This window comes from Microcoleus sp. CAWBG58 (assembly GCF_020883045.1).
Classification (GTDB): domain Bacteria; phylum Cyanobacteriota; class Cyanobacteriia; order Cyanobacteriales; family Microcoleaceae; genus Microcoleus.
In genome coordinates, this window is record NZ_JAHRFA010000141.1 from 272 (window position 1) to 10,943 (window position 10,672).

At 47.9% G+C, this 10,672-nt stretch carries 5 protein-coding genes and 1 pseudogene; 2 read left to right on the forward strand and 4 right to left on the reverse strand.

Annotated elements, in window-relative coordinates; translation table 11 throughout:
- Nucleotides 1–199: 199 nt before the first annotated feature.
- Complete coding sequence (locus tag QZ918_RS32050; RefSeq protein WP_293145673.1) at nt 200–1,204, reverse strand: protochlorophyllide reductase; 1,005 nt, start codon at nt 1,202–1,204, stop codon at nt 200–202.
- A gap of 315 nt (nt 1,205–1,519) precedes the next feature.
- Between QZ918_RS32050 and QZ918_RS32055 the strand changes: the two genes are divergently transcribed.
- Complete coding sequence (locus tag QZ918_RS32055) at nt 1,520–2,710, forward strand: RNA-guided endonuclease InsQ/TnpB family protein (protein WP_293342886.1); 1,191 nt, start codon at nt 1,520–1,522, stop codon at nt 2,708–2,710.
- 121 nt (nt 2,711–2,831) lie between these two features.
- Here the strand turns inward: QZ918_RS32055 and QZ918_RS32060 are convergent, their stop codons facing one another.
- The 3 genes from QZ918_RS32060 to QZ918_RS32070 form a co-directional block, all read right to left on the reverse strand.
- Entirely contained in the window at nt 2,832–5,717 is a 2,886-nt protein-coding gene (locus QZ918_RS32060) for a response regulator (RefSeq protein ID WP_293342889.1), read from the reverse strand.
- 419 nt (nt 5,718–6,136) lie between these two features.
- Nucleotides 6,137–6,622, reverse strand: a complete 486-nt coding sequence (locus tag QZ918_RS32065; protein WP_293342891.1) for a response regulator — start codon at nt 6,620–6,622, stop codon at nt 6,137–6,139.
- Nucleotides 6,619–8,895 (reverse strand): ATP-binding protein, encoded by a 2,277-nt coding sequence (locus tag QZ918_RS32070; protein WP_293342893.1) that lies wholly within the window; start codon nt 8,893–8,895, stop codon nt 6,619–6,621. Before QZ918_RS32070 ends, QZ918_RS32065 begins: the two co-directional genes overlap by 4 nt.
- A gap of 350 nt (nt 8,896–9,245) precedes the next feature.
- Between QZ918_RS32070 and QZ918_RS32075 the strand changes: the two are divergent.
- Nucleotides 9,246–10,434: pseudogene (locus tag QZ918_RS32075) on the forward strand (RNA-guided endonuclease TnpB family protein).
- Nucleotides 10,435–10,672 lie beyond the last annotated feature (238 nt).

A 10,672-nucleotide genomic window follows, 5' to 3' on the forward strand; every position in this document is an offset into this window, starting at 1 on the left:
TTCGTAGTGAGGACTTTAGTCCGCAAGAAGAAGGACTGAAGTCCTCACTACAAACCTTTGTGCCAACTCGTTCGTAGTGAGGACTTTAGTCCGCAAGAAGAAGGACTGAAGTCCTCACTACAAACCTTTGTGCCAACTCGTTCGTAGTGAGGACTTTAGTCCGCAAGAAGAAGGACTGAAGTCCTCACTACAAACCTAATTATGCAGGGCGGCTCGCACTAGCAGCACCCATGGGTGCTCCGTCAGCCAATCCCACCAACTTAGCGCTCAACTCCCACATCCGCTCACCTTTTTCATCATCGCGCGCCTGTGGAGAAACCTTCTGCACAAAAGACTTACCATCTTTTTTCTGACGATTTCCCCAACTCCAATAAGCCCCAGATTGCTTGTATTCTGGATCGGCAACCACCATCGCCAGCCTTTCGCCCGCCAACTCCTGCGACACATAACCGCCGGTGATATTCTTCTGAAACAGTGGGAACAGCTTCTGAAACAAAGGATAGTGATTGCGGAAAAGGGGCGTATCCGCCACGCATCCCGGATACAGCGAAGTGAAATTAATCCCCGTCGATTCGTGAAAGCGGCGGTGCAATTCCCGCATCGTCAGCACATTGCAAACTTTGCTATCTTTGTAAGCCTTGACAGGTTCAAACTGCTTGCCATCTACCATCGAAACCGGATCTTTGAAACCCGCTTCAAAACCCTCAAACTTGCCTAAATCAGGACGCGGTGGAATCTTCCCGCCCAACTCGTCTGGATTGTGAGTCACTGTTCCCAAAATCACGATTCTGGCATCTTGATAATAGGAAGGCTTCATACTGTCCATCATCAGATTGCACAGCAGGAAATGACCGAGGTGATTGGTAGTCATCGTCAACTCGTAACCTTCAGGGCTCCGCAGCGGTTCCTTAATCAAAGGCAGATAGATAGCGGCGTTGCACACCAAAGCGTCTAGAGATTTGCCGCTTGATTTGAATTCCCGAGCAAATCGGCGCACGCTTTCCAAATCGCCCAAGTCAATGTGCATAATCGTGAAACTACCTTGAGGTATGCCCAACTCTTGAGCGGCGTCTCCGGCTTTTCGCACGTCGCGACAGGCCATGACTACGTGCCATCCTTTGTCTGCAAGGGCTTTGGCGCCGTACAAGCCGACGCCGGAGGATGCGCCGGTGATGATAACTGTTGACTTGTGATTTTGTGCCATTTTCTTAAAAATGCTTCGATCGCAATTGATTATGTTGGGGTATCTCAAAAGCTGAGCTAGCAGCTCGGATGTTTTGAGATGCCCTCAGCTTAACAGGATAGGCCCAAACGTTCTGGATCTCAACTGCTAGAATTAAGTTTAGAGTTTATTATTCTGCGAGGAGCTATGCGGTCGATCGAGCAACTGACAGAGGAAATATTATCAGGAAATCGGGTCTAAAACCCCGTCCTTCTAAGAAGGATTTAATTGTAAATTTTTAATAACTCGACGAACATTTTATGCTAGAGCGTGTAGGATAAGATGGGAGGTGAAGTCATGTTAGTTTTTGAGTTCAAGGCATACGGAAAATCGAATCAGTTCAAAGCAGTAGGCGAAGCAATTCGTACCGCTAAGTTTGTCCGCAATAGCTGTTTGCGTTATTGGATGGACAACAAGAAAGTGGGTAAAAATGACTTAAATAAATACTGCGCCGTACTAGCTCGCGATTTTCCCTTGGCCGACGAACTCAACTCAATGGCAAGACAAGCTAGCGCAGAACGGGCATGGTCTTCTATTTCCCGATTTTACGATAACTGCAAGAAAAATCTTCCTGGTAAAAAAGGGTATCCACAATTTCAAAGAGATTGCCGCTCGGTGGAATACAAAACCAGTGGCTGGAAACTTGCTGACGATCGAAAATCAATCAACTTTACCGACAAAAAAGGAATTGGACGATTAAAACTAAAAGGCACACGCGATCTACATTTTTACCAAATTAACCAAATAAAAAGGGTGAGATTGGTCAAACGTGCTGATGGCGTGTACGTCCAATTCTGTATTGATGTCGATAGAAAAGAAAACACAGAACCCTCTGGTACTACAATCGGATTAGACGTGGGATTGAAGGAATATTACACCGATTCAAACGGAACTACGGTTGAAAACCCGAGGTTTCTGAGAAAAGGTGAGAAAGTCCTCAAACGCTCTGGGCGTCGCGTATCCAGGAAAATAAAAGGTTCAAGAAATAGGGGCAAAGCTCGGAAGATTCTAGGCAAGCGCCATCTCAAAATAAGTAGACTACGTAAAGACCATGCTGTGAAATTAGCAAGGTGCGTAATCTCGTCAAACGATGTAGTCGTCTACGAAGATTTGAGAATCAACAACATGGTGAAGAATCATTGTCTGGCTAAGTCCATTAATGACGCATCTTGGTATCAATTTCGTGTTTGGCTTGAATACTTTGGAAAAGTGTTTGAAAAAATCACGGTTGCGGTGAATCCCCAATACACCAGTCAAGAATGCTCTAGCTGCGGTGAAATCGTGAAGAAAACGCTATCTACAAGAACCCATGCTTGTAAATGTGGTTGTGTCTTGGATCGTGACGAAAACGCAGCTAAAAATATCCTTAGTCGAGGATTGGGTACGGTAGGGCATACCGGAACCTTTGGTCTTGAACCAAGCAACTCTTTGGGAGAATTAGTCTCTACTGTTGTTGGAGAAATCCTGCCTCAGCAAACTGGCTCGTAGATCAAAGAATCCCCACGCCTGAAGGCCCGGGAGTGTCAACTTTACCTAATGAATCAAGGCCACTCCTTGCATACAAATTCGTAGATAGTCCAAGTTACCAGCAGCCTAACTGTTTCCAGAGCTATTTCCTCACTAAATCCCCGATCGCCCCAATCAATAGATTTGGCTCGACCGGCTTGGAAATGTGCCTCTGAAAGCCTGCTGCCAGAGCTTGTTGGTGGTTGATTTCTCCAGCATAGGCAGTCAGTGCGATCGCCGGGATCAGTCCCCCCCGCTCAGGTGATAGAGAACGTACATATCCGATCAAACTGTAGCCATCCATTTCTGGCATTCCAATATCGCTCACCAAAACATCCGGCACAAACGACTCTAGGGCTACGATAAATTCAGTCGCAGATGCAACTGTCATCACCTGTGCTCCAGCCATAACCAGGAATGCGCCGATTACTTCCCGGCTGTCTGCGTCGTCATCAATTGCCAACACTCGGATGCCTGTGAGATCCTGTTCTACTTCTAATAACTTGTCGGGATTTTCCTCTGTTTTGACGTTCAGCAGCGGCAGGTTGACTCTAAAAGTGGCTCCTTTTCCTTCCCCAAGACTGTCAGCCTTGATTGTTCCGCCGTGGGCTTCTACCAGTTGATAAACGATCGCCAGTCCCAACCCTAGCCCCCCGTGTTTGCGAGTAACAGAAGCATCTTCTTGGCGGAAAGACTCAAAGATGTAGGGCAAAAAGTCTCGATTGATGCCTTTGCCAGTATCTGTTACGACAATCTGCGCTTGGTTGTCTGCTGACTCTAGTTTAATGTCTACTCGTCCACCCTTGGGAGTGAACTTGACAGCATTGGAAAGCAAATTCCAGACAATTTGCTGGAGGCGAACTCCATCCCCAGACACTTGCCCGATATTGGATAGCACCGGATGAATCACAATTGACTTGGCGGTGGCGGCAGTCTGCACTGTTTCGATCGCAGATTCAATGGTAGATAACAAATTGACGGCAGTCACGTTCAAACTCAGTTTTCCCCGCAGCACGCTAGCCATATCGAGCAAGTCGTCAATCAATTGAGCCTGTGCCAGGGCATTCCGTTCGATCGTCGCTAACGCTGCTACAGTTTTGGTTTCATCCAGCCTGCCAGTTTGCAGCAACTTCGTCCAGCCTAAGATCGGGTTGAGGGGCGATCGCAACTCGTGAGAAAGCACCGCCAGAAACTCGTCTTTGATCCGGTTAACTCTTTCCGACTCCGCCAGGGCAGCTTGTTTTAATTGCAGAATGCGCTCGCGTTCGATTTCCGCTTGTTTGCGATCGGTGATATCCCGCGAAGTCGATAAGATTTGTACAACTTGGCCTGCCACATCCCGGATCGGTGCTAACACGACATCCCACCATTTTGGCGTGCCTTTGGCGGTGGCACAAAAGCCCTGAAATCTAGCCACTTCTCCTGCCTTCGCCACCGCGATCGCAGATTCCACCTCTTCCCGAGCTTCATCTTGCCAAAAACAGATCCATTCCGCGTTCAGGTAGGGGGTGAGATCGTCGATCTCCAACAGGCACAGCCCTCCTGCATTCATGTATAACAGCCGTGCATCCATATCCAGCACTTTGATGCAGTCGCTGCTGCTGTCTAACACCCGTTTTCTAAACTCTTCACTGTGACGCAGCGCTTCCTCGGTGTGCTTGCGAGGGGTAATATCCAAATCTACGCCCGACATCCGTATCGCTTGCCCGAGCTCATTATAAAACACTTTCCCCAGGCTCAGCGCCCACCGGATGATGCCGTTGGGATAGATCACCCGAAATTCAATCTCATAGTTGGCTCCCGTAGCGATCGCAGCATCGATCGCTTCTAGCACGCGATCGCGGTCTTCTGAATGCAGCCTTTCCACAAACTGGTAGTAAGAGCCATCAAATTCTCCAGGCCCCAACCCAAACAAGTCTTCCATGTTAGAAGACCAGGTAATGTGGTTGTCTGGAATATTCCAGTCCCAGGTTCCCATGCGGGCGGCATCTAGCCCCAACCGCAGTCTTTCTTCGCTGCCTCCCAACGCTTCCTCAGTGCGTTTGCGTTCGGCGATTTCGCGTTGTGCTTGCTCGTAAAGCTCCGCCTGTCTGATCGCAATGCTCACCTGAATTGACAGTTCCTGGAGCAAGTCAATTTCCAACGGTTGCCACTCGCGGGGGGAGGCGCAGTGATGAGCAATCAGCACTCCCCAAAACTGGTCTTCGTGCAAAATGGGAACCACTAGATTCGCCTTAACTTGGTACTGAGTCAGAAGTTCCACGTGGCACGGGGAAATGGTGCCGTCGTGAATATCTACTTTTGTACTTACCATTCCCACACGGTAGCGATCGACATAGCTGTCAACAAAACAAGGATCGTAGATCTGGGCTGACAGAATCGATATCCATCGATCCCCAACGGATTCTGCCATCACAGTTCCTTTGCCGTCTGGTTCTAACCGAAACACGATCGCGCGATCGGTATGCAGGAACTGTCGCACTTCTTCGACAGTGATGTATAAAATTTCTTCTAGGTTGAGCGTTCCATGCACTTTCTGTGCTATCCGCGCGATCGTCCGCTCTCGATCGATCCGCTGTTGCAGTTGCTGGCGTAACTCCACGGCTGCGATCGTCCTGTGCACGGCCAATTGCAAACTCTCTGGGGTGATTTGCCCTTTCACGAGATAGTCTTGGGCGCCTGCTTTGATTGCCTGGACTGCGATCGCCTCATTCCCCTGCCCCGTCACCATAATCACGGGTAAATTTGGTTCCTGTGCTTCGGTTTCCCAGGCTGCCAGAAATTCTAGCCCATCCAAATCTGGCAGTCGGTAGTCGAGCAACACCACATCTGGCTGGTGCTGCTGCCACAGAGCCAGCCCTTGCTGTCCAGACTTTGCAGCCACGATCGTATAGTTATACTCGCGATCGCGCAGCAAATACCGCCGGTACATTTCAGTGTCTTCCTGGTTGTCCTCCACAATCAAAACAGTGCGCTCAACTTTACTCATAAAAATTTATACCGGAAGCGGGAAACGAGCGTGGCTTTAGCCCGCTCGTGGGAAGTGAGTCGGGGGACTTCAGTCCCCGTCTTTTTCTTTCTTATTGCGTGGTAGAAACAATTTATTGTATACTAGATTTGTGAGTAAGAAAAGAACTATCTACGTGTTGAAACATCCTAGTACGGAGAAATCCCGACCCCCGCGAAACAACGGTTAAGTGTACTTAACGGCAGTATGACAAGAAAGGGTAAATAATGGCAGGTTGTAGAGCGTACCACAACTGGCAAGCGCGATAGACTGAAAACAAAGGTAAAAGTAAGCACAATTGCAACATCGTTTGATAGTTGTCTTGAGTGTCTAGAAGGATCTTTGACTATCCTTTCTAAGCTTGTCTTAGAGAATCGAGCGTGTCTTTAGACCTGAGAATGTCAAAACTGGTCTTCCTCGGGAGACTGAACAGGGAGCATCGTGATTTCAAACCAGTAGCTCAACAACGTCTGAATAGTTTGCTTCAATAATTTGAAGTCCATAGGTTTGATGATATAGCTGTTCGCCCCTTGTTCGTAGCAGGCTGCGATGTCTTTGGGATTGTTAGAGGTGGTGAAAACAACGACCGGAATCTGTTTCAAATTCCGATCCTGTTTTATTTTATATAGTACCTCTCGCCCATCCGTTCCCGGTAAGTTGAGGTCTAGCAGAATCAGTCCCGGACGCGGAGCAGTGTTAGGATTGGCGTAGGAATCCGTGCGGTAGAGAAACGCCAGAACCCGATCGCCATCAGTGCAGCGATAGACGGGGATATCGGAAAAAGATTGGTTTAAATAACGTTGGAGTGCTTCAAAGTCTTCGTTGCTGTCTTCAACGATCAGCAAGGGAGGGAGTTGCATAGCACCCATGACTGAATATCCGGTCATGGTTTGACCGCCGCTGACAATGTGAAGTAAAACGTGCTGCCCTCATCGGGCGTCGATTCTACCCAAATTTTGCCCTCGTGTCGATCGACAATTTTTTGGACGATCGTCAAACCGGCTCCTGTACCGCCACCATATTCGTCTTGTGCGTGGAGTCGCTTGAATATCTGAAAAACTCGCTCCAAATGCTTTTGGGGGATGCCAATGCCGTTATCTCGCACATAAAACGTATATAAACTTGGGTCGTTACTGCTCCCGGGTTCTGATTCGATCGAACCAATTTCCACCCATTTCTCGGTTTTATTATTATATTTAATCGCGTTACTCATCAGGTTGAGGAATAACTCGCTAACTAGAGTGCGATCGCAGGCAACTGTCGGCAACGATTGAGTGCGAAACTCGATCGCTTGCGGAGGCCCGCCGATCTTTAAAATGTCGATCGACTGTCGCACTAAATCGTTGAGATTTGTCGGTTGGCGCGAAAGTTCGGTGCGTCCCAGCCGAGAATAGTGTAGCAGAGAGTTAATCAGATCCTCCATGCGTTGGGTTAGGCGCACCAGCGTTTGCAATTTAGCGATGCCGTCAGAATCCAACACATCCCCGTAATCTTCTATCAAGAAATTGGAATAGTTATGAATGCCGCGCAGCGGTTCTTTGAGATCGTGGGATGCGACGTAGGCGAAGGCATCTAATTCTGTGTTGCTGCGTTCCAATTCTAGATTGATCTTTGCCATTTCATCTGCCTGACTGAGGATAATCCCGACGATCAGGCTGCACAGTTCGGTGGCGACTTCGATCTCGCAGGACTTCCAGGGTAACGAGCAACCCTGCACCGTTTCTTGCCAGAGTTCAAAGGATTTGCGAGGAGACAACCGCATCTCGCGATCGATTGTGACTTCGACAGGTTTGTTCGGGTTGCCGCCCCAGTTGACTGTTTGAATCACTTCTGGACGGAACCAGAGTATATAATTTTGGTTGACTTTGGAAATTTCTAATGCTAACAGTCCACTCGCAACGCTCTTAAATGACTCTGCGGTTGGATAAATTTCAGATAGCGATCGGGTTTGAAACAGGTTGTGTTGAATTTGGCTTTTAATCCATTCCCGCAGGGCAGGAATTTCAGCTTCTGGGGGCGTTTCACCAATACAAATAACTTGTTCTCCCGCGCAAACCGCCACTCCCGTCGCACCCACTAGCTCTAGCAGGTTCGAGTTGAGTTGAACTAATCCATCCCAGAAGCTTTTTGACTGAGCTAGCGATTCTACAAACTTGCTTTGCAGCGACTTCAATGTCATTTTGTAGTCTAAGTCTTCACGATCTTGTTTGTTTGCAAGTTCGATCGACATTACCTGCCCCACAAACTCGCACATGGTTCGCACGCTATAGGGGACGTAGTTCGGCGTCGAATGATGGCAAGCAATCAGCCCCCATAATTTTTGGTCTTGGATCAGTGAAATAGACATGGAGGCTGATACACCCATATTTTTGAGGTATTCTAAGTGTACGGGAGACACGCTCCGCAGCACCGATAAACTCAAATCCGTCGGGCGCGAGTCTAACGGATTGTCCGCTGGGACTAACGCCACAGGCTCATAGGAGGAGTCGGGAATTAATCGCAACCAGTTGAGGGTATAAAGCTCTCTCGCTTGCTGGGGAATGTCGCTGGGCGGATAGTGCAAGCCCAGATAAGGCGTTAGCGTTTCTACCCGATCTTCTGCAATCACCCGTCCAGCTCCTGCGGCATCAAATTGATATACCATAACGCGATCGAATCCAGTGATTTTTCGCACTTCTTTAACTACAACCCCGCACATCTCCAGCAAGGTTGGAGCCTTTTGAATTTTAGTAATCGTTCCTTTTAATCGCTGGTAAAAATTGAAAAAGTCTGTTTTTTGTCTTTTCTTTTTGGGTTCCAATTCTAAAAAAATTATGGTATTGCAGCGATGAACAATGCCATCAAACAGAAGTAATTTTGTTTTAGCTTTCAGAGAAATATCTAACGGATTTACATACTCAAAGTCTTCGCTTAAGCACTGCCGAATTGCATTAATCTGCTTAGCAGCGAGTAAGTTTAATAGCGGTTTGCCCAACAGTTCTTGGGGCTGTTGACCTAGCAAAGCCAACGTGTTATTGCTGACCTGGACAATCTTTAAGTCAGGTTCCTGCAAAACCAACAGCACCCCGTGGGGCTGAATCAGCCCTGGAATTTGAATCGGTTCGCGATCGCAGTTGGTTAAATCGACAGTTTGGGTGAAATCAACAACTTCATCTATCATGAATCGTGCGTAGAACTCCGGCTAAAAATGATTGCTATTTCTATTCATTAAAGCACTTTTCTAAGAGCGGGAAACGAGCTGGTAAATTCGCCTCCAAAGCCGGACAACTCTCCAGGGAAGTCTTGCATATCATTACTGGCATTGCTTCGTAACCCACAAAGGCGGTTGCGATACTCGGTATCGCCCCGCCCCGCGCGATCGACTCAGCTAACAAATAGCTGCCGCTTCTTCATCACAAGAATAGGTAGAAACTCCGTCCTTCTAGGACGGCTTTACATGAATTTTTTGTTAAAACCTGGTATTTCACAAGGGCAGTGCTAGACTGTGAAAGCAACGCACTCAAGGTGAGCATGACACTAAAAGCCTTCAGCTACCGATTCTACCCAACACCGGAACAAGAAAGTTTGTTGCGACGCACGTTGGGTTGTACTCGCTTGGTTTACAACTGTGCGTTAGCTGCAAGAACTGAAGCCTGGTACAAAGACCAAAAACGGGTAGGGTATGCTGAGACTTCTTCAATGCTAACAGAATGGAAGAAAACCGAAGAACTTGATTTTCTGTCAGAAGTTAGCTGCGTGCCATTACAACAATGCTTGCGCCACCTGCAAACTGCTTACACCAACTTTTTTGATGGACGGGCAAAGTATCCCAACTTCAAAAAGAAAAGGAACGGCGGTAGCGCACAGTTTACTAAGTCGGCATTTAAGTTCAAGGATGGACAAGTCTACTTAGCAAAGTGCGCGCAAGCGTTGCCTATTCGCTGGAGTCGGACACTACCTGTCGGCGCAGCACCATCAACTATTACAGTGAAGCTGGCACCATCAGGTAGGTGGTCAGTCTCTCTGTTGGTAGATGTTGAAATCAAACCTTTACCTTCGTCAGACAGTCAAGTTGGCATTGACTTGGGAATTGCGAGCTTGCTCGCTCTTAGTACAGGCGAAAAGATTGCCAACCCCAAAGGATTTAAGGCGAAGTATCGCAAGCTATCAAGGGCGCAGAAAGCTTTAACCCGGAAACAAAAAGGGTCAAATAACCGACACAAAGCACGGCTTAAAGTAGCGAGAGTGCATCAAGAAATTGCTGATGCAAGGAAAGACAACCTTCACAAGTTAACAACGCGGTTGGTGCGCGAAAACCAAACCATCGCCGCCCTTGAATTTGGCTGTGAAGAATATGGTCAAGAACCGGAAATTAGCTCTCGCTATCAGTGACGCTAGTTGGGGCGAATTGGTCAGGCAACTTGAATACAAGTGCGATTGGTACGGTCGCACTTTAATTAAGATTGACCGATGGTTTCCGAGTTCCAAACGATGTTTTGAGTGCGGACACATCGTTTCCAAGTTGCCGTTGAATATCCGGGAATGGGATTGTCTCAACTGTGGAGCGCACCACGACCGAGATATCAATGCGGCAAAAAATATTTTGGCGGCAGGGCTTGCCGTATCAGTCTGTGGAGCGACCGTAAGACCCGAACAGAGTAAATCTGTTAAGGCTGGTGCGAAACCCCGCAAGGGACAGAAGCAGAAACCTAAATCGTGAGGTTTGGGAATCCCCGTGCGGGGTTTCGCCGGGGTGGATGTCAAGCGTCCATTAATGTATTCGCTGGGGGGTTCCGTTTCCGGCAGCTTCAGAAACTCTTCTAGGGTAAGGGCATTTGTGACAAGTTAAGAAAAAGTGCAAATTGTCAAGGGGGTATACAAAAAAAGGTAAAATAGAATGAAACCTTGACCAGGCAAGCATTTGAGCAAGTCATGAGTAGTAAAAAACGCATTCACCG